The sequence below is a fragment of the Deltaproteobacteria bacterium genome (genome assembly GCA_016235345.1).
Taxonomy (GTDB): Bacteria; Desulfobacterota; Desulfobacteria; order Desulfobacterales; family Desulfatibacillaceae; genus JACRLG01.
Map to the genome: position 1 here is coordinate 57953 of JACRLG010000020.1, position 22070 is coordinate 80022.

Below are 22070 nucleotides of genomic sequence, written 5' to 3' on the forward strand. Positions count from 1 at the left end.
TTTCAGGCTTGCTTCAAAAAACGCTCCTTTTCGCTGTAAATACACCCGCAATACTGCTGGCGATAAAGGCCCAGGCGCTTGGATTCTGCTATGCCCTCCTTCCATCCAGTCCTGAAATCGGCGTAATGAAAGGGGACCCCGTATTCTTTGGCAACGGCTTCTCCGGTTTCTGCGATCAGCTCGTGTTTCTGGAACCTGCTGTACAAAAGCGTGGTGGAAAAGGCGTCGAATTTGCCGTGCCGGGCAATCGCCGCCGCCGCCGAAAGCCTTAAGTGGTAGCAGAACCTGCACCGGTCAGCCTCCCGGAAAGCAATGGCGCGCAAAAAACCTTCGAGATCGTACTCCTTCTGATAAATCACCTTGAAATCCGCCAGTTGCGAGAATGTATCGAGCGCCTCGCGGCGTTTTTGCATCTCGGTGAACGGATGGATGTTGGAGCCGTGGAAATAGCCCGTCACCTCGTGACCTTCGGCCCTCAACACCCCAAGCGGGTAAATTGTGCACGGGCCGCAGCAGTTGTGGAGAAGGATTTTCATGAACTTGAAGTCCGTTTTCAGACAGGATTCAACCCAAAAGAGCGGGATTCAGCGCAGAGGCTGGCTCCGGGTTGTCCGAAAAAAAGGATTCGGCAGCCCAAAGGGCGTCTTCGAGGCTCCAGGCGGTTTTCACCATAATGTTCAACGTGTGGCCGAAGGCGAAGTCCGCCGCCATGTAGCCCGCCACGGTCTTGAAGCGATTCATGGCGGGCCTGGGATCGAAATTTTCCGCGCACAGGGTCGCGAACCGCTTAAGGGCCGCAAGGTGCTCGCCTCCGTTTGGCGTATAGGCCCCGGTCATCTGGGAAAAAATCCAGGGCCGCACCGCAGCCAGCCTTCCTATGGATACTCCGTCGCAGCCTGTCTGATCAAGCATCCTTTGGCAGTCATCAACGCAAAACACGTTGCCGTTTCCGAAGACCGGTATGGAGACGGCCTTTTTCACGATCCTTATATAGTCCCACTTGGGGGGCCTTGTGCGGAGGTCCGGGGCGGTTCGAGGATGAAAGGTGAGCGCGTCGGCCCCCTTGTCCTCAAAAATCCGCGCAAGGTCAGCGGCCTTTTCCGGGTTGTCCTCCCATCCTGTGCGGAATTTCACGAAAAGGGGGATGGAGATGGCCTTTCTCACCGCCGCCACCATGGCCCCGGCCCTTTCCGGGTCTTTGAGAAGGGCCGCGCCGCCGCCTTTTTTGGTGATGGCCGGAGCCGAGCAGCCGAAATTGAGGTCAACCCCGAAAAAGCCCTCCTTTTCCATTCGCGCTGCGGCCCGCGCCATCAAGTCAGGGTCGGCCCCAAGAATCTGCCACACGAGACGCGGCTTTTCATCCTCCCGCCAGCGGAAGACCCTGCTGGTTTTCGGGTTTTCGTTGGGCAGCGACCGGCAGGATGACATCTCCGAAAAGGCTATTCCGACACCGCCGTATTCGGCGGTAAGCCGCCGGAACGCAACGTGGGTTATGCCCGCCATGGGAGCCAGAACCAGGCGGCTTTTGACCACCCTCCCCCCTATCTCAAGGGGCCTGTTCAGAAAATCCGCCAAATCCATCAATTTTTTTCCATAAAAAAGGTGGCCGGGCTTGTCTCCACCCGGCCACCGGAACGCTCGGTCCAAAAACATTTTATAGCTGGCTATCAATCAAGCCTTTCCCAAAACGATGAAATGCAAGGAGAGCGAGGAGCCAACGAGCAAGCGTACTGAAAGTACGTGGCGGAGTTGGCTTTGAAGCTCGACACAGCAGTTCGCGTTTTGGGGAAGGCGACTACACAGGCACAATCCAGTTGAACGGGTCGCTGGCCCGCCCATACTGGATGTCGGTAATGGCCTTGTAGAACCTGTTGGCCACCGGCCCCACGGAGCCGTCGCCGATCTTTATCACCTGGTCCTTGTACCGAAGTTCGCCCACCGGGCTGATGACTGCTGCTGTGCCGGTTCCGAAGCACTCGTCCAGTTTTCCCTTGGCGTGGGCTTCCATGACCTCGTCTATGGAGATGCGGCGCTCGGACACCTTCATGTTCCAGTGGCGGGCGAGTTTTAAGACCGAGTCGCGGGTGACGCCCGGAAGGATGCTGCCCGAAAGGGACGGGGTGATCACTTCGCCGTCCAGCACGAAGAAGATGTTCATGGCACCGACTTCTTCAACATAGCGGCGCTCCACTCCGTCCAGCCACAGGACCTGGGTGTAGCCGTTCTCGTGGGCCTTTTCGCCGGCGTAGAGGCTTGCCGCGTAGTTGCCTGCGGTCTTGGTCTCGCCCACTCCGCCCGGCACGGCCCGCACGTAGCTCGTGGTGACCCAGATTTTGACGGGCGCGAAGCCCTCCGGGTAGTAAGCGCCAACGGGCGACAGGATGATGAAGTAGGTGTAGGTGAAGCTCGCCCGCACTCCCAGGAAGGGGTCTGTGGCTATGATGGTGGGGCGGATGTAAAGCGATGTGCCTTCCGGGCGGGGCACCCACTCGCCCTCAAGCTCCACCAGTTTTTTGAGGCATTCGAGTCCGAAGGCCTCGTCTATGGGCGGAATGCAGAGCCTGCGGGCCGAGTTGTTCAGGCGCTCCAGGTTAGCCTGGGGCCTGAAAAGCTGAATCCTGTTTTCCGCCGTGCGATAGGCCTTGAGCCCCTCGAAAATGGCCTGGCCGTAATGAAAAACCATGGTGGAAGGGTCCATGGAAAGGGGGCCGTAGGGGGCGATCCTGGCGTTATGCCAGCCCTTTTCCTTTGAATAATCCATCAGGAACATGTGATCGGTGAAATAGGTGCCGAACCCGAGCTTGTTCTCATCGGGGCGATTTTTGAGGCTTTGTGATTTTGATATTGAAAGGTCCATTAAAAAGCTCCTTGGTTGTTGACCGTTAGCGGATTTACGCTATTTCCATCATATCGAACCGGACCGTTAAAGAGCGGGTGGGGGAAAAAATTTTACCCGCCACAATTTTCAAGTCGCAGCCCGCAAGCGTTGCGGCAAGATGAACCGGAGAGGAGTCACCCTGTACGATCCGTCCCGAGGCCGACACGAACTCGAAAAAGCCCTCGTATCGCTCGGTGACGGAAACCTCCTGAACCGGGTCCCAAACCCCTACAGTTGCGGGTGAAACAGTGCCGAAGACCCACACCAGGGCTTTTTCAACGCCTTTTTCCAGGGCGAATCGCGAAAGGCTTTCCACCACGTCGCTTCCCCTGGGGATGGCTTCGGAAAAAATCCGGCCTGCCCTTGCGGAATTTTCAAGGGCCTGCGGCTGTATTTTTATTGCAGTGTCCATAATCTTAACTAAATAAACCTGTCCGACGTTTGAATCAACAGGAATTTTTATGGATAATGAGCGGATTTTCAGAACGCGGCCCGGCCAAGATCAGGATTTCACCGCCGTAATGACCGACTGGGTGCCGAACATGAAGCGCCTCACGTTGACGACCCTAAGCCCCGCCTGCCCCATCACCTTTGAGAGGGCTTCCGTGGAGAGAAAATTCTGCGTGGTTTCCGGGAGATAGGTGTAGGCCGACCTGTTTCCAGAAACAAGGCTTCCAAGAAAGGGAATGACGTACTTCAGATGAACCCTGATGAAGGGCAGAAGCGGGGAATCGGGCGGGGGGGAGGTTTCCAGGCAGACCACCCGGCCCCCGCGCTTCAGGACCCTGGCCTGCTCGGAAAAAGCCGCGAGCGGGTCCGGCACGTTCCGCACAAGGTAGCCCGACGTGACCGCGTCAAAGGATTCGTCGGCAAAGGGAAGGGCCGTGGCGTCGGCGAGCACCCAGCTTATGCGCCCGGCCCCCGGCCTCTTGCGGGCGATGGCCAGCATCTCCGGGGAAAAATCGGCGCCGGTGATGGCGGCTTCGGGCCAGCGCCTCAAAAGCTCAATGGAGATTCCCCCGGTTCCGGCCCCGGCGTCAAGGACGCTTCCCCCCTTGGGAGGGGCCGCCATTTCCGCCACGCACCTTCTCCAGGATCGGTCTTGTCCAAGGGTCATGAGAAGGTTCATCAGGTCGTAATTTTTGGATATGCCGTCAAACATGGCCCGGACGTCTTCGGGCCTTTTTTCGATCTTCATTGCGCCCCTTTCGGGTGATTCGTCAGGCGATGGGAAAAACCGCGAAAATCACCACGCCCCACACGCTGTGGGAAATAATGAGGGCCGGAACGCGCCCCAGTTTAAGGAACATGAAGCCCCAGAAAAGCCCGGCCACCACCGCCGCTCCCATCAGCATGAAATTTTTGGCGGGCAGGTTCACCAGGGCGTAAAGGGCCGTGGCGAGTGCTATGCCCTTGTACGGGCCAAGCCGCTCCATCAGGTTTTTCTGGAGGAATCCGCGCCAGTAAATTTCCTCGCAAGGACCGGTCACGAAAAGCAGAATCGGCAGAATGAGGCCCGCCCCGGTTCCCTCGCCCTTCTGATATAGCCCGCCCACCTGGATGTCCGCGAATGAAAAAAGAAGCCTGGACACGGCGTTTCCAGCGAAAAAGATGAAATAAAGGGCCGCCGCTGAGGCGAGTCCCCACAGGAGGTCCTTTTTGGTGAAGGCGAACCACTGCGACGGCCTTTCGCCGAAATACGCAGCAAGGCAGGCCAGGCACGCGGCGGAACATGCTATCTTGATCCAGAAATTTCCCAAGGCCACGTAAAATGAGAAAAACCAAAGAACAGCCGCCACGGCCACGCTGGCGGCAAGAACGAGGCTTGACGGGGCCTTTGAAGCGGAAGACTTTTGAAGAGCAAGCGAAACCATCGGAAAAACCCCGAAGAACGTTCCAGGAAAGTTACCAGGGGGAAAGGTTTCCAACTTTTGTCGCATCGCGTCAACGAAATTTTACCCTGGACGGATTTATGGGGAATTTTCCGGAGAGGCTTTACGATGTGACGTCAATGATCACGTCGGAAGTGTCCAGAGGCCCGTGCATCAATAGATCAATGGCAACATGGGCCGCCTTGGCCTCCTGTGGAAAGACGAAATCCAGCGAGGTCATCTGCCTCAAGTTTTCCGCAACGCGGGTGATGAGCATGGCAAGGTCGCCCTCGGCGATCCGGGCGTTTTTGGCGGTTTCCTCCCAGCTTTTTCCGCTGGCCCAGTCGTAGACGGCGGCGGCGGGCCAGGGCGAGAGCGAGCGCACGGAAAAGCCCCGGCTCATCATGAGGTCGGTCAAAGGCGTCAGGCCCTCCACCAGCCTGTTGTAGGCCACAACGAGCTTTTTGGGGGCGTCGCCCGCGCCCGGACCTTCCTCCATCTCCTTTTCCTGCACGAAAACAGCCACCATGGCGGCCAGGATGCGCGGATCATTCTTCGGAAGAAGGTTTTTCCTGAAGCACTCGCCGATGAAGAGCGGAAGGTCCACCCGGAGCCTGCTGGCCCAGATTCCGTCCTCGGTGAGCCTGTCGTCCGGCCCCACGTAGGAAAGCTCCTTCAGAAACTCCAGGTGCCGCAGAAACTCCCTCCACAGGAAATTCGGGTTGGCGGCGTCCCTGTACCAGCCGAGACGCTTGTCCTTGGCCTTTTTTTCCCTGTCCATCAAAAATCGCGCGAAAGACTGGTCCAGAACGATGTGTACGTCCTCAGGAGTGTGGGACAGAAGAAGGTTCAAGACCATTGAAAAATCGATCTTGAGCCTGGATATCACGGGCCCCGCCCCTGCCGCCACCAGGGCCCCCACGCGCTCCAGGTCCATGTGTGCGCCCGGAACCATGAGGGCAAAACCAATGCTGTCCAGGCCCCTTCGGCCCGCGCGGCCCGTCATCTGGTGGAACTCGGTGGGGGTTAGGGGCATGAACTCCATGCCGTTGAACCTGTCCGAGTTGAAGATCACCACGGTCCTTGCGGGAAAGTTGACGCCCGCCGCCACCGTTGAGGTTGCGAAAACGGCGTCCAGGAGCCCTTCCTCCATCAGTCCCTCAACCACCAGTTTCCAGGCAGGAAGGTGCCCGGAATGGTGGGCCGCCGCAGCGCAGGAGGTGAGAAAGGACACCTGCTTGTGGCCCGCAAGATGAGGGTTGCGCTCGAACACACCAGCGAGGCATTCTTTTATGCGGCGCTGCCTTTCGGGGTCGTACAGAAGGGATTCCGGGCACTGGGTCAGGGCCGCGTCGCAGTCTTTGCGGCTTTTCATGAAAAAGATGGCTGGCAGAAGGTCGAACTCGGAAAGCACCTTCAAGACGTCCCGGACCGGCGGAAGCCCGCGCGAAAACTGGAATCTGCGTCTCTTGTAATCCTGGTTGAAGGCGGAGACCTTGCGGTCCAGGCCACCCAGGACCTTCAAGCCCTTCATGGAGGACAAGGGAAGAAGCTCACCCGAAGGATGCAGGAAAAGGGGAATGAGGGGCACCGGCCTTTGGGTTTCGGCCACCACCACGCAGGGCTCCTGCCTTATTCCGGAAATCCAGCCCGCGTAATCGGCGGCGTTGCCTATGGTGGCCGAAAGCAGAAGCAGCCGCACCCTCTGTGGCAGGTAGATGAGGGTCTCCTCCCACACCACGCCCCGGTCCGGGTCTGAAAGGTAGTGGGCCTCATCCATGACAACCAGGTCAAAGGCGAGGTTTTTTCCCTGGTGCATGGAGTCATAAAGCTGGTTGCGCAGAATTTCGGTGGTGCCAACTATGATGGGCGCGTCGGTGTTTTCCTTGCGGTCTCCCGTGAGGATTCCCACCCTGTCCGGGCCGAATATGCGCCCGAACTCTATTAGCTTGCTGTTGGAAAGGGCCTTCAAGGGCGAGGCGTACCATGCCCTGCCGCCCTGCTCCAGGATGTGTTCCAGGGCTTTTACGGCTATCCAGGTCTTTCCGCTTCCGGTGGGGGCGGTGACCAGGCAGTCGCTTTCCCGCACGGCCTCCACGGCTTTGATCTGAAAGGGATCGGGAACGAATTCGCACGCTTCGGGAACGCCGATTTTCGAAAAGGCGCGTTTCAAGCGTGAATCCGCAGAAGGTTTTACCACGGGACAGATGAATCTTGACATAAGGCTCCGTTATCATATGTAAAAGGAAAGCCTTCATGCTCTCCTTCGAATTTTGGGCAGGCGCATAATCACCTGTAACGCCATAGAATAACACGTTTGACAACAGGAATCAATGACGCCCGCCCCGGTGCAAAGCCTCATCATGCGAATAGTTTGAAAGTCCCTTGATTATTTCTTGATTTCCGTCATTCAAAATGCCAAATAAAAAGTTTGCGATGCAGACAGGCTCCGGCTTTCACGACAGGAACCAAAACCCTCTCCTGGCCGGGCATCGCGCAAATCAGGGCAACCGAATTATCCGGCCTTGGCGGCCCGACCCATATTTTTTGCAACAATATCGGATAACTTAACGTTTCAGCTTTTTGAAAGGCGGACTTAAAATGGCGAAACTGGCGGTCAATGTGGATCACGTGGCCACCCTCAGGCAGGCGCGCGGCGGAGTTGAGCCTGACCCGGCCACTGCTGCCATGATGGTGGAGATGGCCGGGGCCGACGGGGTGGTGGTGCATCTGCGTGAAGACAGAAGGCACATTAACGACCGGGACGCGCGGCTCATCCGGCAGCTTGTGAAAACCAAAATGATACTGGAAATGGCCGCGACTTCTGAAATGCTTTCCATTGCTGCGGAGCTGAAACCCCACCAGGCCACCCTGGTTCCGGAAAAACGCCAGGAGATCACTACCGAAGGCGGCCTGGACCTTCACGCGAACAAAAAATCCGTGGAGGAGGCCATCGTCTTTCTTCACGAAAACAGCATCCTGGCGAGCCTCTTTCTCGATCCCGAACCGGAGGCCATGCGCACGGCGGCAGCCATAGGCGCAGACATAGTGGAGATTCACACCGGCGCTTTCTGCGACGCAAGGCTTCCCCAGGACAGGGAGCGCGAGCTTTCGAGAATCGCCACGGCGGCCAAGATCGCCCACAAGTCCGGGCTTGTGGTCCACGCGGGCCACGGAATCGGCTACCAGACCATTCAGGATTTCGCGGGCATAGGCGAGATAGCCGAGTTCTCCATAGGCCACTCCATCATATCCCGCGCGGTTTTCGCAGGGCTCGACCGGGCGGTGAAGGAAATGTTGAAGCTGGCCCGAAGGGTATGACCGAAAAGGCGTAATCCATGCACCTTGCCACGGCTGCTGAAATGCGGGAGATGGACAAAAAGACCATCGGGGAATTCGGAATTCCCGGGTGCGTCCTCATGGAGACCGCCGCCCGTGGGGCTTTTGGAATGCTTTTGCGCATGAGGCCCGACCTTGCCCAAAAAAGCGTGGCGGTGGCCGCCGGAAGGGGCAACAACGGCGGCGACGGATTCGTCATGGCCCGGTGCCTGGCCCAGATCGGCGCGGACGTCAGCGTTTACCTCCTTGCGGAAAAAGACGAGGTAAAAGGCGACGCGGCCCTCAATCTGGCGCTTCTTCCAAAGATGGGCGTGCCGGTTTTCGAGGTAACCGATTCCGCAGCCCTCTCGCGGCTTTCGGGAGCCATGAGCCTTTGCGAGGCGTGGATAGACGCCCTTTTGGGAACCGGGCTGAGTTCTCCGGTCAGCGGCATTTACCGGGAAATGATAGAATTCATCAACTCCCGGAAAAAATTCGTTTTCAGCGTGGACGTCCCCTCCGGCCTTTTTTCGGACACGGGTGAGGCTGACGTCTGCATAAAAGCCGACGCCACAGCAACCTTCGCACTTCCCAAGGTTGGGCTCTGGGTGGAGCCGGGCGCGTCCCTTCGCGGAATAATGGAAGTCATCGACATCGGCATCCCCACGAGCGTAGTGGAGGAAGTCTCGCCCAGGCATTTCCTGGTGGACCTGGATTACGTGAAGGCCATACTCGTCAAGCGGGACCCATGCGCACACAAGGGGACCACCGGCCACCTTCTTGTGGTTGCGGGCTCACCCGGAAAGACCGGAGCCGCCTGCCTTTCGGCACACGCGGCCCTGCGCGCCGGGGCCGGGCTTGTCACCCTGGCCGGCCCGAAATGCCTGAAGCCGGTTTTTGAGATAAGGGTGACAGAGGCCATGACGGAGGGCCTTTCCGAGACCGACCAGGGCAATCTGAATGAAAACGCTGCGGACGAGGTTCTGGCGCTTCTTGAGGGGAAAAAATGCCTGGCCCTGGGCCCCGGCCTGGGCCCCGGCCTGGGAACCGCCCCGGAAACCGCCGGGTTCGTGGCCCGCGTGGTGGCCGAAAGCCCGGTTCCTGTGGTCATCGACGCCGACGCCTTAAATGCCCTGGCCCTTGATCCCACGGTTCTAAAAAAGGCGAAATCAGCCGTAATCATTACTCCCCATCCGGGGGAGATGGCGAAGCTTAGCGGCTCATCGACGGCTGACGTCCAAAGGGACCGCATGGGGACGGCCCGGAAATTCGCCACGGAATACGGTGTGACGGTGGTGCTGAAGGGCGCTGGCACGGTAATCGCCCTTCCCGGAGGAAAGGTCGGCGTCAATTCCACCGGAAACCCGGGCATGGCCTCCGCCGGAATGGGCGACGCACTAACCGGAATCATAGGGGCGCTCATCGCCCAGGGATACGAGCCCCATGACGCAGCCTGCGCCGGTGTCCATCTCCACGGGCTTTCCGGGGACATCCTGGCAAGGGATAAGGGGCCATGGGGCTTTCTTGCCTCCGAGGTCGCAGACGCCCTGCCCCGCGCCGTCAAACTGGTCTTCGGGTGAGGCTCATGGACCCGGCAACTGCGGCAGGCCGCAGAGTCCTCACCCAAAGCCCGGAAGAAACCCGCGAGGCCGGAAGGGCGCTTGGAGAAACGCTCGCCCCCGGAACCGTGCTGGCCCTGGTGGGCGGCCTTGGGGCGGGCAAGACCTGCTTCGCCCAGGGGCTTGCAGTTGGACTTGGGGTCGACCCGGAGGTGGCGGTCACAAGCCCCACCTTCACCCTGGTGAACGAGTATCCGGGGCGGGTGCCTTTTGTTCACGCCGACCTCTACCGCCTGGAAAACGCGGCTGAGCTGGACACCACGGGCCTTTTCGACGGCCAGGATCCGGACTCGGTAACCGCCGTAGAATGGGCGGACCGGGTGGATGAGGCCCTTTTAATGGCTGACATGGTGGTAAGTTTTGAGATCACCGGCGAGACCAGCCGGGCTCTAACCTTTATCGATGCCGGTCGGGATATGTTCGATCTGGCGGATGACCTGGATTTTTTCTGATTGAAAGCCCCGGATTGATCTATCGGGAAGTCCCCGACGGAGCAGTACCGGAAGTGCAGTGTAACTCAAAGGGTTTCACCAAAAACGAGGTAACGCCATGAGTCTTGTGGTGCAAAAGTACGGCGGAACGTCAGTGGGCGACATGGTGCGCATCCAGAACGTCGCAAAAAAGGTGGCCGCCACCTTCGATGCAGGAAACGATGTGGTGGTGGTCCTGTCAGCCATGTCAGGGGTGACCGATCACCTGATCCAGATGGCCGAGGTCATAACCGAAAGGCCGGACCGCCGGGAAATGGACGTCCTGGTGGCCACCGGCGAACAGCAGACCGTGGCCCTCATGGCCATCGCTCTCAACAACATGGGCTATAAGGCGCAGTCCCTTCTTGGCTACCAGGCCCAGATACGCACGGACAGCGTCTGGTCCAACGCCCACATCACCAGGATCAACCCGGACCCCATCAGGGAACTTCTGGCCCAGAAGAAAATAGTGGTGGTGGCCGGGTTTCAGGGTGTCGACAAGGAAGGCAACGTGACCACCCTCGGGCGGGGCGGCTCGGACACCTCGGCAGTGGCCGTTGCCGCCGCAGTAAGCGCTGACGTGTGCGAGATATTCACCGACGTCAAAGGGGTCTATACCGCAGACCCAGGAGTGGTTCCCAGGGCCAGGATGCTCAAAACCGTAACCCACGACGTTATGCTGGAAATGGCCGACCACGGGGCCAAGGTGCTCCAGATACGTTCGGTGGAATTCGCCAAGAAATTCAACGTGCCGGTTCATGTCCGGTCGTCGTTCTGCGATGAGGAGGGCACCATGATAGTGAGCGAAAAAGAAGGCATGGAATGCATGGTGGTGGAAGGCGTGACTTCCTCCAAAAAAGAGGCCCGCGTAACGGTCACCAAGGTGCCGGACCAGCCCGGAGTAGCATCAAAGATTTTTTCGGCAGTGGCTGACATCGGGGTCTCGGTGGACATGATCATCCAGAACACCCGCTCCGGCAACCTCACGGACATCACCTTCACGGTGCCCCGCACCGAGTACAAGCGCACCATGGAAGTGGTCCGCAAGGTCGCGTCCGAGGTCGGCGCGGAGAGCGTGGCCGGTGACGAAAACGTGGCCACCGTCTCGGTCATAGGCGTGGGAATGCGCACCAACCGGGGAGTCGCCGCGAAGATGTTCGACACCCTGGCCAAGGACGGCATCAACATCATGATGATCTCCACCTCCGAGATACGGATCACCTGCGCCATAGAGGAAAAATACTCGGAGCTGGCAGTTAGAAGTCTTCACACCGCTTTTGGCCTGGACGCCGTCCAGGAGGCGTGACCTGGAGGCGTGAAAGCGATGAAATGCAAGGCGCGCAAGCGAGTGGCGAGGGAGAGTACGTTTTTGTACGTGACCGAGCCGCGAGGCGACGTGCGAACGCTGCCAGTTCGCGCTTTCACGCCTCCAGGACGAGGCTTCGATGAGAAGGGTGGAGCGACGATCGAAAAAATATGACGTGATGCGCTTCATCGGGTTTAATACTTCACAAGAACCGGTCTATCCTCATCTCTCGATCGGACAATGAATGGAAAAGGCCGAAAAACGTTTTCGGGCTGAGTCAGTGGCCGAGCCCCTTGGCGGCATTGCCGATGGGGTGACCGATCTGGAACTGGCTCTTTTTTTCGAGACCGTGGAAACCGGCCTTTCGCAGGAGCAGGAGGAAAGAATCGCCGTTCCGGGCCTCACCTTCCCCCGCCAGGAGGAGGTTCTGGCCGTCCACTGGCACCCAGAACACGTTCCGCTGAATCTCGTTTCAAGGCGCATGGACACCATGTTCCCGGCGCGCCGGGAGGAACTCGTCATCCCCACCCAGCACAACGAGATAATGGAATACGGCGACTATGCAGGAGTCGAGGTTGATTGCTACTCGCGGGGCTTCAACCAGAAGGTCCAGCTTCTGCTGCACTTTCAAAAGGAGCGGGTGAAGGACGCCCCGGTGCTGAAATCCATGCTCGCCCACACCTTCCGTTACCGGGCGACCCAGCTCTTCGATCTGATACACGCCATCACCCTGCCGGACGCCATCATCGTCAGCAAGGCCGCTTCGGAAACCGGGGCCACGCCGGTAATAGTGGATTTCACGCGGGCCATGGTGAAAAAAATCGAGATCATGCTCTCCGAAAACTGGGACCGGGTGCCCAAAGAAGCCCTGAAAAACAAGCTGTTGCCCCACTATTTCAGCCGGTTGAAGCCGATCTACGGCAAGGCTCCAATAGAGCGGGCCGTCAATTTCATGCGAGCGGTAAAGATGGGGGTCAAGGCCGGTTTCAGCCTCCAGTATTTCTACCGCACAAGCGAAATCATAGAGGAGGCCAGGAGCCTTGGCGGCGGCGTGGTGATACCACACCCGGAGCAGTTCTGGCCCATACTTCTGGCCGAATACGACGTTGACGGCTACGAGGTGTGGAATCCCCAGTCAAGGCGCTACACCGACTTTCTGATTTCCGTGGTGAACGAAAAAAACAGGAAATGCGGGATTTCCGGAAAAAGCATCCTCATATTCATGGGCGATGACACCCACATGGGGGAAAAGGTGCTGGACCCCGCCCTCGCCAATCCCGAAAAAGCCTTGAGGGAGGTGGGAGTCCAGCCAGCCTGGGACGACCTCATGATAAGAAAAAAACTCATACTGGCGGGCATGGACAGGCCACGGGTCATAGCCGAGTACAAGGGGCGGCTTGCCATCGACAGGCGGGAGCCTTCCCCCTAACAGGCTGTCGAAAAACGCGATCCGCTGTGTTGTGCGTCAAAGCCAATTCCGTCACGTACTTTTAGTACGCTTGACTCATTGGCTTTTCGCACGCCTTGCGGCTCATCGTTTTTCATCAGCCTTTATAATTCGAGTTTTCAACAGGCTGTTAAAGGAAAAATTGCATGGCGGAAAAAACCAGTTTCACCTTCGAATCCTTTCAGGACGCCCAGAGCATAAGGACTTTCCTGGAAAACCTGACTGAAGGCATTGCTTCGGGCAGGATTTCCTTAGCCTCCGGGGAGGAGAAAATCGATCTCGCCCCCGGCGGTCTCCTGTACTTTCAGGTAAAGGCCAAAAAGAAAAAGGACGAAAGCAGGATATCCATCAAAATAGGATGGAAGGATTCCGCCCCCGCCGGAATCGGGGCCATAACGATATCATCCTGAAATCCGAATGCTTTACCCAAAAGCTGCGCAGAAGGTCATAATGGTCACCTTCGAAGGCATAGAAGAAAATTTCCGCTTTATAGTGATCGAGGTTCAGAACCAGGTGGAGGCCGCGTTCCGCTACCTGACGAGCCCCGATGAAGACGACTCCCTGCGTCGGCGCATCATCGAAAAAGACGACTACATAGACAATTTAAAAACCATCATAGAAAACAAGTGCTTCACCCTCATCCACCGGGAACGCGGCCTTGCCCGCCGTGAAGTGGACCGCATCAGGAGCATTCACATAATCTGCGTCAACCTGGAGCGCATAGCCGATTTCTGCGTCAACATGGTGCGCCAGGTCGAACACTTAAGGGAAAGGGACTTTCTCGGCTGCTTCTCCTACTCGGAATTCTTCACCCAGGCCATAGACAGCCTTTCCAGGCTGCTTCCGGCCTTCCAGCGCGGAAACCTGGCAGGGGCTCTCTCAATCTGCAAGTCGGAGGCGATCCTAGACCGGCTCTACAAGGAAAACTTCGACAGGGTCATGGCGAAGCTGCGCCGGGGAGACTGCGTCGAAGACCTCATAACCATCCTCTTCATCTATCGCTACCTGGAAAGGGTTGGCGATTCCCTCTTAAACATCGGGGAAGCCATCCTTTTCGTGATCCTGGGGGAAAAAATAAAGATCGAGCGGTGGGACGCCCTAAGGCAGACCCTGGAAGACGCAGGCCTTGCCGAAACCCTGTCCCAGGGGGACTTCGAGGCCGTGTGGGGCACGCGATCCGGCTGCAACATAGGCGTGGTGGGCAGCAGAACCTTAAGAGGCGGGGACGGCGAAAACACCCCCAAAATCTACAAGGAGGGCATGGTCCAGAAAATAGAGGCTGAAAGGGACAGCCTTTTACGCTGGAACGGCTTTCTTCCAGGCCTGGCCGCAACCGTCTATAATTTCAGGAGATCCGAGGACAAGGCCGCCCTTTTGGTGGAATTTCTGCCGGGCAGGACCCTGGACGAGGTGATACTGACGGCTGACGACAGAACCCTCTCCACGGCCCTCACCAGGCTTCAGCAGATACTTAGGATAGTCTGGGAAAACTCCAAGAAAAAAGAGGACGTGGCCACTGATTTCGTGGAACAGATAAAGAGCAGGCTGAACGCGGTAACAAGCATCCATCCACATTTTTCCAGGCCGTCCTTCTCGGTGGGAAGCGCCGCAGCCCCCTCGACCGGCGAGCTTCTGGAAAGGCTTAAGCGCGTTGAGACGGAGCTTTCGGCGCCCTTTTCCGTTTTCATCCACGGCGACTGCAACATAAACAACCTCCTGTACAACGAGGAAACCGAGGCCGTACATTTCATTGACCTCTACCGGTCAAGGCAGTACGATTACGTCCAGGACGTATCGGTCTTTCTCGTGTCCAACTTTCGCATCCCCCTTTTCGACACGGTTCTGCGCAAAAGGCTGGACCGGATAATAACCGGCTTTTACGGTTTCGCCACCACCTTCGCCCAAAGAAACGCGGACCCCACCTTCGAGGCGCGGCTGGCCTTGGGCCTTGCCCGGTCCTTTTACACTTCCACGCGGTTCGAGCAGAACGCGGCCTTTGCCCGCAACATGTTTTTGAGATCGCACTTTCTCCTGGAAAGGCTTCTGGCTCATTCTGGCCCCTGGGAGGACTTTTCACTGCCGGAAACCATTCTCCATTACTGACACAACCGGCCAGTCATGCCTGTAAATACGCCAGGGCCGGGGTAAATCCGAGTTTATCGGTACAAAACTTGCATTATAAATGGCGTGGCGATTCAGGAAGGACTCCCGACCCAGGCGGCGTTGGAGGAGTTTTTCGCCAAAGCCTCAGCCACACCGGGAAAAATCCATGAAAAAAGGGTTGCGCATAGGGGTTGTGGGAACGCCCGGAGGCTGGTCCTCCGAGCTTCTGGCCGATACCGTGGAAAGGCGCACCGGCTTTCGGCTTCTGATCGAAATGAAAAAGGCCAGGCTGGAGCTTCCATCCGGCAGGGTGCTTTTCGGTGACCACGATCTTTCCACATTGGATGGACTCATTGTAAAAAAAATTGGCGCAAGGTACTCGCCCAACCTTCTGGACCGCCTGGAAATTCTCCGTCTCCTGGAGGGAAGGGGCCTGCCGATTTTTTCCGCGCCCTCAAAAATCATGAGGGTGCTTGACCGCCTAAGCTGCACGGTTACCCTGAGCCTGGCGGGGATACCCATGCCGCCCACCACCATTACGGAAGACCCCGTCATGGCTGCGGAAACCCTGAAGCAATACGGGGAAGCGGTTTTAAAGCCCCTTTACACATCAAAGGCCAGGGGGATGGTGCTTTATCCCCAAAACGGGCTTTCGGCCCGCGAAACCATAGAAAATTACAGGCGGGACAACACGGTAATCTACATCCAGAAAAAAATTGATCTGGCGGGAAAGGACCTTGGCGTGGTATTTTTAGGTGGCGAGTACCTCACCACTTATTCCCGTGTAAAATTATCCGACGCGTCCTGGAACACCACCACGGAATCGGGCGGGCGCTATGCGTCCTTCACGCCCGAATCCGAAATAATAGCCCTGGCGAAAAAGGCCCAGGAGCCCTTCGGCCTTTCCTTCACCTGCGTTGACGTGGCCCTTGGGCCCACCGGCCCATGCGTGTTCGAAGTTTCGGCCTTCGGAGGCTTCAGGGGAATGGCCGAAACCAGCGGCATGAACGCCGCAGAAATATTGACCGACCACTGTATAAGCATGATCACCCGAAATCACTGATCCGGGCCGCGCCCTGCTCTCCCCCAAAAGCATCCGCCCCGTCCGGAACAGGCCAACAGAGGGTGCATTTGCGGCTGACCCTGACTGATACTCACTATATTACCGGGAGCGCAATTTATTTCCATTTTTAGTTTTCCCGAAAATGACGGGGAAGGAAGACTGTGGCATTTCTTCCTTTTGCCGGATTCCTTAAAAAATGGAAAAGAACCATGCTCCGCTTAATATGCCCCGCTTTGCCAGGCAGCCATTCAACATGCTCCAAAAGGGGCGCTTCATAACCACGCCATCCGGGGATCACGAAAACCTTTCAGCACTTTTTGCGGGCTTATAAAAAAATCGAAGAGGCATCCCATGATAGCGGAAAACATGGATTACATCTTCTTCGTTTACGGCCTCGCGTTTCTTATGCTGGCCTTTCTTCTGCAAGAAAGGCCAGCCGGAATCGAAGCGCCCTTTCCGTGGCTGTGGCTGTCGGGTTTCGGGCTTTCGCACGGCATCAACGAATGGCTGGACATGCTGGCCCTCTCCACGGGGGATTACCTTTGGCTTAAAATCGTAAGGCTTGCGGTGCTTGCGATTTCCTTCATCCTTCTTTGCGAGTTCGGACGCCGGGGCGCAATGTTCCAGGGCGTCAGGATGCCGGGGCCCTGGATTGTGATGCTTCTGGCTGCGGCTGGGGCTATGGGGGCTTTATTGGGCGACTCCGCCGGCGCAAACGCCGGGTTGCGGCACGCCTTGGGCCTTCCGGGCGGAGTCCTGTCCGGCTTGGTGCTGTGGAGGATGGCAAAAAGCGCCTCAGGGGCGCAGAGCAAGGCGTTTAAAGTTTCGGGGGCGGGCTTTTTGGTTTACGGCCTTGCTACGGGGCTTGTAGTGCCAGACGCGGGCTTCTTTCCGTCCTCGATTTTAAACCAGGAACTGTTTCTGGAAACCGCCGGTTTTCCCATCCAGATCATAAGGGCGGTCTGCGCCGCCACGTGCGCCACGGCCCTCTACATCGCCCTTAACCCGCCAGGTGCCCAGGAGGAATCATCCCGCCCCTGGCGCTGGAGCATACCCGCCATTCTTCTGGTGCTCCTTTCCACCGGATTCTGGGCCGTAAACCGCCAGGGCGAACTGATTGATCGTGAATCGCGCCAGTCGCTTCTGCACCAGGCGGCTGCCATCGCCAGGACCATAAATCCAGACCGGGTAAAAGCCCTTTCGTTCACCATAAAAGACAAAAAAAGAAGCGAGTTCCAACGTCTGCGGGCCTACATGGTGGCCTACCGCCAGGCAATAGACTGCCTGGGCATCTATACCATCGCCTTACGGGACGACAAGCTGATTTTCGGGCCGGAATCCTACGATGAAAAGGACCCGATGGCCTCTCCGCCCGGCACGGTTTACGTACAGCCGCCAGCCAGAACATGGGGTATTTTCAGATCCGGCCAGGCCTTCGTCCATGGCCCCTACACGGACGAGTACGGGACTTTCGTCTCGGCCCTGGCCCCGGTCAAGGACCCCCGCGACGGCAAGGTTCTCATGGTGGTCGGCCTCGATATAGACGCCTCCGCATGGAAGGCATCGGTGATGCGGCACCGGCTCATGGCGATTCTGGCGGTGATGTGCCTTGCGACGATATTACTTGCGGGCGCATGGCTTTTTCAGATGCGGGCCCTGATCCCGCCCGAAAAGCAGGGGTGGCTGAGACATTTCGAGGTCTACTTGCTGGCCGCCTTCGGCTTGGCGCTGACCGCCACAATGACGTTAGTGATGCATTCCCAGGAAATCCGGTCGCACAGGGATATTTTCGCACAACTCGCCGAGAGCGACGCCATACGAGTGACGAGCATGTTCCAGAACTTCCGGGACCGTGACCTGAAATCCCTGGCGGGTTTTTTCGAGAGAAGCGATTTTGTGTCCAGGGGCGATTTTCACGGGTTTTCCAGCCACATATATCAAAAATACTACGTGGCGGGGATAGGCTGGGCTCCCCGTGTGCCTGTAATCCAAAGAGCCGCTTTCGAGACCGGAATCAGAGATGCCGACATCTACGATTTCACGATCTTCCAGAAAGACCCATCCGGCAGGACAAACCCCTCGGCCATGCGGGGCGACTCCTACCCCCTGCTCTACGTGGAGCCCTTCGACGAGGCCAGGAGCGCAATAGGCTTTGACCTCACCACGGAACCCGCAAGGTGGCGGGCTGTTTCAACCACGATCAACACCGGCATGGCCACGGCCACCGACGTAATCCGTCGGATAAGCAACAACGAACCCGCCATCAATATCTATGCGCCTGTTTACAGGGGCGAGGCCCATCATTCCGGACGCAGCAGCCCCGACAACACCCTTGGGGCGGTGTTCCTGACCCTTCGCATCAACGAGATGCTGAAGGATACGCTTGCAAGCCACGACCCGGAAAGTTCGGTGACCGTCGCTGATCTGATCCAGGTCAACTACGGAGACGACCCACAGCTTCTGGCGTCAACAAGCCCGATCAATGGCCGCCACAACGGCTCCGTCGCCCGTCCCGTCACCTGCGCCGCCATGAAGGCCCACGAAATCTGCATACTCCACCCGATATTCATGTTCGGGAAAACCTATGTCCTCGCCATTCAGCCGGGCCCGGCCTTCTCAGCCACCTATCCCAGGCGGGCCAAGTGGTCCACCGCCGTAACCGGAGTCCTGATCACGGCGCTTCTGTCAATCCTGGCGTCCTTTCTCACCATCAGGAGGGCCGACCTGGAAACCAAGGTGGCCGCCCGCACAGCCCAGCTTGCAGCCAGCGAGGCCCGCCTGGGCGCCACCCTGCGCTCCATCGGAGACGGAGTCATAAGCACCGATTCCAAAGGCAATGTAAGCAACTTGAACGCCGCAGCCGAAGCCCTCACCGGCTGGACCACCCTGGAGGCCAGCGGGAAGCCCATCACCGAGGTCTTTGTCATAGTATCCTCCCAAACCCGCGCGCCGGTGGAAAATCCAGTGTTCCGCGCCCTGGAGGAAGGCCGGGTAATAGGCCTGGCCAATCACACGGCTCTCATCGCCCGCGATGGCGCCGAAAAGCAGATAGCGGACAGCTGCGCCCCCATCAGGGATATGGAAGGCGGAATAATGGGCGCGGTCCTGGTTTTCAGGGACGTTACCGCCGAATACGCGGCCAGGGAGGAAATCAGGGCCGCCAACGAAAGGTTCCATCAGCTGGCCGTCCAGGGTCGAATAGTTGCATGGGAAGTTGACAGCAATGGGCTTTTTACCTACGTCAACCCGGTCGTCGAGACCGTCCTGGGTTACAAACAAGAGGAAATCACCGGAAAGCTGCACTTTTACGACCTGCATCCCGAAGCCGGGCGCGAGTCCTTTATCGAATCGTCGTTCAAAATATTCGATCGCCAGGCTCCCTTCCGGGACCTGGAAAGCCGTGAGGTCACGAAGAGCGGCCAGGAAATCTGGATATCCACAAGCGGCTTTCCCCTGTTCGACCATTACGGGGTCTTTATCGGCTTCCGGGGCGCCAACATAGAAATCAGGCCGAAGCCGAGATACTGCGGAGCCGGGAGCAGTTCATGCTCGCGGTTGACGGGTCCAACGACGGCATATGGGACTGGAACATAAGGGAAGGCAGCCTCTACCTTTCCCCCAAGTGGAAGCGAATGATAGGCTACGAGGACCACGAGCTTGACAACACCTTCGAATCATTTGAAAAAAATCTGCACCCCGAAGACAGGCCCTACGTTATGGGTTACATTGAAAGGTATCTGCGCGGGGATTTCCAGCTGTACAGCATAGAATTCCGATTCATGAAAAAGGACGGGGATTACCTGTGGATTCTGGCCAGGGGCGCGGCTCTTCGAGATGATGAGGGCAAACCCTGCCGCATGGCCGGTTCCCTCACCGACATCACCGAGCGCAAGCGGGCCGAGGCCCAGCTCATAGAAGCCAACCGAAGGCTTGAGGCCTCCACCGACCTGGCCCGGAGAATGGCCGAGAAGGCGGAAGCGGCCAACCAGGCAAAAAGCGAATTTCTGGCCAACATGAGCCACGAAATACGGACGCCCATGAACGGGGTGATCGGCATGACCGGCCTTCTCCTGGACACGGATCTCAACCCGGAACAGATCCAGTACGCCCAGATAGTGCGCACAAGCGGAGAGGCGCTGCTTGCGCTCATAAACGACATCCTGGACTTTTCAAAGATAGAGGCGAAAAAACTTGATCTGGAGCACCACAACTTCGACCTCCGCGAGACCCTTGAGGACATCACGGACCTCATAGCCGTGAAAGCCCAGGAAAAGGAGCTGGACATTGTCTGCCTCATAGACCCCAAGCTGCCGCTCAATCTGAAGGGCGATCCGGGTCGCCTTCGCCAGATACTGGTCAACCTGGGTGGAAACGCCGTCAAGTTCACGGACAGAGGCGGGGTGACCATCGCGGCCCAGCTCGACCACGAAGAGGGAAACCGGGTCGGGATTCTTTTCTCGGTCACCGACACGGGCATAGGCATACCATTTGACAAGCAGGCCAATCTCTTCAATCCTTTTTTCCAGGTTGACGGGTCCACAACCAGGCGCTTCGGCGGCACGGGGCTTGGGCTCGCCATCTCCAGGCAGCTTGCGGAACTGATGGGCGGAGCGATCGGGGTGTCCAGCGAAGAGGGGCGCGGGGCCACATTCTGGTTCACCGCCATTTTCGCAAAACAGGCGGGGGTGGCGGAAAACGAATACGCTCTCGATGTCAACATAGCCGGGGCCAGAATCCTTGTGGTGGACGATCACGAGGTCAACCGGCTTCTGGTCACCACCCTCCTTGCCGGCTGGGGCTGCCGTTTCCAGGAGGCTACGGGCGCGGGGGAGGCCATCACCCTGTTAAACCAGGCCATAAGGGACAACGACCCCTTTGACGCGGCCCTCTTGGACATGCAGATGCCTGAAATGAGCGGCGCAGAACTGGGCCATAGGATCAAGATGAGCCCCCAGTTGAGGGCGACCAAGCTGATAATGATGACCTCCATGGCCGAGCAGGGCGACGTCCGAAGGCTCACCGGCATGGGCTTTGCGGGCTACCTCACCAAGCCCCTGCGCCAGTCCCTTCTCAGGGAATGCCTGGTAATGGTCCTCGGACGCCAGGAAAGACCCCAGGAATGCATGGCTCCCGTTCAGGAAGCCGCCTCCGAAAGCCCCGCCACCGCCAGGAAACAGGCCCGGATTCTCTTGGTGGAAGACAACGCAACCAACCAGCTTGTGGCGCTGAAGATTTTGGATAAATTCGGCTACCGGGCCGATGCTGTGGGCAACGGCAAGGAGGCCCTGGATGCCCTTGCGGCCATGCCTTACGACCTGGTTCTGATGGACTGCCAGATGCCCGAAATGGACGGTTTTGAAGCCACGCGGGTTATAAGAAGCTGGCGGGGCGAACCCGGAACAAAGATGGACCAGCAGGCGATTTTCAAGGATCAGGTTTCGCGCATACCCATCGTGGCCATGACCGCTCACGCCATGAAGGGCGACCGGGAAAAATGCCTGGATGCCGGAATGGACGATTACGTCAGCAAGCCCGTCAATCCGCGTGACCTTGCCCAGGTCATCAAGCGCCGCCTTGCAAAAACCCGCGCGGCGCATCCGGCTTTTCAGCCGGCCCCGGATTTCCATGAGGCGGATCAGGCCCCCCCCAAGGATTACGACAGGCCGGGTTTCCTGGCCCGCATCATGGGCAAGGAGGATCTGGTAAAAACCATTGCTGACATCTTTCTTGGCGACATGCCCGTGCAGATCGAAAGACTGGCTTCCGCGCTTTTGGCGGGCGATCTTCCGGCAGCCGAACAACAGGCCCACAAGATAAAGGGAGCTGCTGCGAACGTGGGGGGGGAGGCTTTAAGGTCCACCGCCCTTGAAATGGAGGCTGCGGCAAAGGCTGGCGACGCAGAATCCCTGAACCTTTTGATGCCTGAGTTGAAAAAGCGCTTCAACCGCCTGAAAGAGATCATGGAAAAGGAAAACCGGGATGAGTGAAAGCGCTC

Annotated in this window: 17 protein-coding genes; 10 read left to right on the top strand and 7 right to left on the bottom strand. The window is 58.0% G+C overall.

Translation table 11 applies throughout. The features are described from left to right. Nucleotides 1-2 precede the first annotated feature (2 nt). The 7 genes from HZB23_09785 to HZB23_09815 form a co-directional block, all read right to left on the bottom strand. Nucleotides 3-536, bottom strand: a complete 534-nt coding sequence (locus tag HZB23_09785) for an epoxyqueuosine reductase QueH (GenBank protein MBI5844945.1) — start codon at nt 534-536, stop codon at nt 3-5. Nucleotides 537-564: 28 nt separating this feature from the next. After that, nucleotides 565-1581 carry a tRNA-dihydrouridine synthase family protein gene (locus HZB23_09790; protein MBI5844946.1) on the bottom strand — a complete coding sequence of 339 codons (1017 nt, stop codon included), beginning with the start codon at nt 1579-1581 and terminating at the stop codon, nt 565-567. Between the two features lie 214 nt (nt 1582-1795). Then, nucleotides 1796-2857 (bottom strand): branched-chain amino acid aminotransferase, encoded by a 1062-nt coding sequence (locus HZB23_09795; protein MBI5844947.1) that lies wholly within the window; start codon nt 2855-2857, stop codon nt 1796-1798. A gap of 34 nt (nt 2858-2891) precedes the next feature. Further along, entirely contained in the window at nt 2892-3290 is a 399-nt protein-coding gene (locus tag HZB23_09800; GenBank protein MBI5844948.1) for a DNA-binding protein, read from the bottom strand. Nucleotides 3291-3380: 90 nt separating this feature from the next. Beyond that, entirely contained in the window at nt 3381-4076 is a 696-nt protein-coding gene (locus HZB23_09805) for a ubiquinone/menaquinone biosynthesis methyltransferase (GenBank protein MBI5844949.1), read from the bottom strand. 22 nt (nt 4077-4098) lie between these two features. Continuing rightward, nucleotides 4099-4752 (bottom strand): CPBP family intramembrane metalloprotease, encoded by a 654-nt coding sequence (locus tag HZB23_09810; protein MBI5844950.1) that lies wholly within the window; start codon nt 4750-4752, stop codon nt 4099-4101. Nucleotides 4753-4873: 121 nt separating this feature from the next. Further along, nucleotides 4874-6970 carry a DEAD/DEAH box helicase gene (locus tag HZB23_09815; protein ID MBI5844951.1) on the bottom strand — a complete coding sequence of 699 codons (2097 nt, stop codon included), beginning with the start codon at nt 6968-6970 and terminating at the stop codon, nt 4874-4876. A 380-nt stretch (nt 6971-7350) separates the two neighbouring features. Here HZB23_09815 and HZB23_09820 point away from each other — a divergent pair, with 380 nt between their 5' ends. From HZB23_09820 to HZB23_09865, 10 genes are all read left to right on the top strand, one after another. Next, the gene (locus HZB23_09820) at nt 7351-8070 is read left to right on the top strand and encodes a pyridoxine 5'-phosphate synthase (protein MBI5844952.1); all 720 of its coding nucleotides are present in this window, start codon (nt 7351-7353) and stop codon (nt 8068-8070) included. 17 nt (nt 8071-8087) lie between these two features. Then, nucleotides 8088-9647, top strand: a complete 1560-nt coding sequence (locus tag HZB23_09825) for an NAD(P)H-hydrate dehydratase (GenBank protein MBI5844953.1) — start codon at nt 8088-8090, stop codon at nt 9645-9647. 5 nt (nt 9648-9652) lie between these two features. Continuing rightward, nucleotides 9653-10138, top strand: a complete 486-nt coding sequence (gene tsaE / locus HZB23_09830) for a tRNA (adenosine(37)-N6)-threonylcarbamoyltransferase complex ATPase subunit type 1 TsaE (protein MBI5844954.1) — start codon at nt 9653-9655, stop codon at nt 10136-10138. A gap of 97 nt (nt 10139-10235) precedes the next feature. Next, a complete protein-coding gene (locus HZB23_09835) occupies nt 10236-11462 on the top strand; it encodes an aspartate kinase (GenBank protein ID MBI5844955.1) in 1227 nt (408 codons plus the stop codon). A 244-nt stretch (nt 11463-11706) separates the two neighbouring features. Beyond that, nucleotides 11707-12891, top strand: coding sequence for a hypothetical protein (locus HZB23_09840; protein ID MBI5844956.1), 1185 nt, complete (start codon nt 11707-11709; stop codon nt 12889-12891). A 164-nt stretch (nt 12892-13055) separates the two neighbouring features. Next, on the top strand, nt 13056-13319 hold the full coding sequence (locus HZB23_09845) for an amphi-Trp domain-containing protein (protein MBI5844957.1): 264 nt from the start codon (nt 13056-13058) through the stop codon (nt 13317-13319). A 40-nt stretch (nt 13320-13359) separates the two neighbouring features. Further along, nucleotides 13360-15012, top strand: a complete 1653-nt coding sequence (locus HZB23_09850) for a phosphotransferase (GenBank protein ID MBI5844958.1) — start codon at nt 13360-13362, stop codon at nt 15010-15012. Between the two features lie 178 nt (nt 15013-15190). Continuing rightward, a complete protein-coding gene (locus tag HZB23_09855) occupies nt 15191-16075 on the top strand; it encodes a GAK system ATP-grasp enzyme (protein MBI5844959.1) in 885 nt (294 codons plus the stop codon). Between the two features lie 351 nt (nt 16076-16426). Beyond that, nucleotides 16427-19669 (top strand): CHASE domain-containing protein, encoded by a 3243-nt coding sequence (locus HZB23_09860; GenBank protein ID MBI5844960.1) that lies wholly within the window; start codon nt 16427-16429, stop codon nt 19667-19669. Further along, nucleotides 19621-22062 carry a response regulator gene (locus tag HZB23_09865; protein ID MBI5844961.1) on the top strand — a complete coding sequence of 814 codons (2442 nt, stop codon included), beginning with the start codon at nt 19621-19623 and terminating at the stop codon, nt 22060-22062. Before HZB23_09860 ends, HZB23_09865 begins: the two co-directional genes overlap by 49 nt. Nucleotides 22063-22070 lie beyond the last annotated feature (8 nt).